This window comes from Polaromonas sp. P1_G2 (assembly GCF_056405515.1).
Genome location: NZ_JBFUBY010000537.1, coordinates 1 through 1,063, shown reverse-complemented (window position 1 = coordinate 1,063; position 1,063 = coordinate 1). Strand labels below are relative to the sequence as shown.

The 1,063-nt window shown below is 63.9% G+C and carries 1 protein-coding gene; it reads left to right on the top strand.

Annotated features, from left to right (window positions below; translation table 11 throughout):
* Window positions 1–37 precede the first annotated feature (37 nt).
* Window positions 38–1,063, top strand: a 1,026-nt coding sequence (locus tag AC1D0P_RS26015) for a hypothetical protein (RefSeq protein WP_477679363.1), incomplete at its 3' end; no start/stop codon positions are given.

Sequence of the window (1,063 nt, the reverse complement as noted above, 5' to 3'; positions counted from 1 at the left end):
GCATGGCAGAAGACAGGGCAGACGGGGACTGGTCTAGATGGCGGAACACAACAAGGCATTGGTGCGACGTGGAAGGGCTCGGGAGCGGAAATCCCGATCGGGCCTCTCGCTGACGCTCAAGAAGGCCTTGTTCTCGGCAAGCGCCTTGATTCCAGCGGCGGCCGAAGCGGCGGAAGTCGTTCCAGGCCGCTTTTCCTCCGTCAACATCATGGGGATCGCTGCGGCCGCCGGGCTGGTGTCGGTCTCGCTGATCGCCGCCTTCGCGCTGATGCGCAAGCGCAACGTGATGGAAAGCGAGAATCGCCAGATCCGTACCGCGCTTTTCGATGCGCGCAGCAAGATTTCCCGCTACGAATCGCTGATCGCGGACAAGAACCGTCGCATCGTCATCTGGGACGGCCAATCGAGCCAGGCCGAATTCCTCGGCCAGTTGCCGCCGGAAACCGGCGCGCCGGCCAATGACCGCGATTTCCTTGCCTTCGGGCGCTGGCTGAAGCCGCGCTCTGCCGGCGACTTGGAAAGAGCCATCGACCAGTTGCGCAGTCATGCGACCAGTTTCGACATGGTGATCGAGACGAGCCGCGACGAAGTGCTGGAGGCACAAGGACGAGTGTCCGGCGGCCGCGCCTTCGTCCGCTTCGTGGCGCTCAACAATCTGCGCGCCGAACTGGCCGAGCTGCAGATCGAGCGCGAGCAGCTGAATAGCTCGATCCGCACCTTCCAATCGCTGCTCGACGCCATAGACATGCCAAGCTGGCAGCGCGACAAGCAGGGCGCGCTCACCTGGGTAAACGAAGCCTATGGCGAAGCGGTGTCCGCCGCCAGCCCCGAAGCCGTCCTCAAGGAAAGCCGCGAACTGCTGGAGACGGTGACGCGCGAAAAGATCAAGGCGATCGCTACACCCGATAACCCGTTCCGCGACAAGGTCGGCACGGTGGTGGCCGGGAGCCGTACCTTCTACGAAGTGGTCGACGTGCGCACGCCGAACGGCTCGGCCGGCATTGCCGTCGACGTCTCGCGCTCTGAAGCCATCCGCGACGAATTGCGCCGCACGATCAAGAGC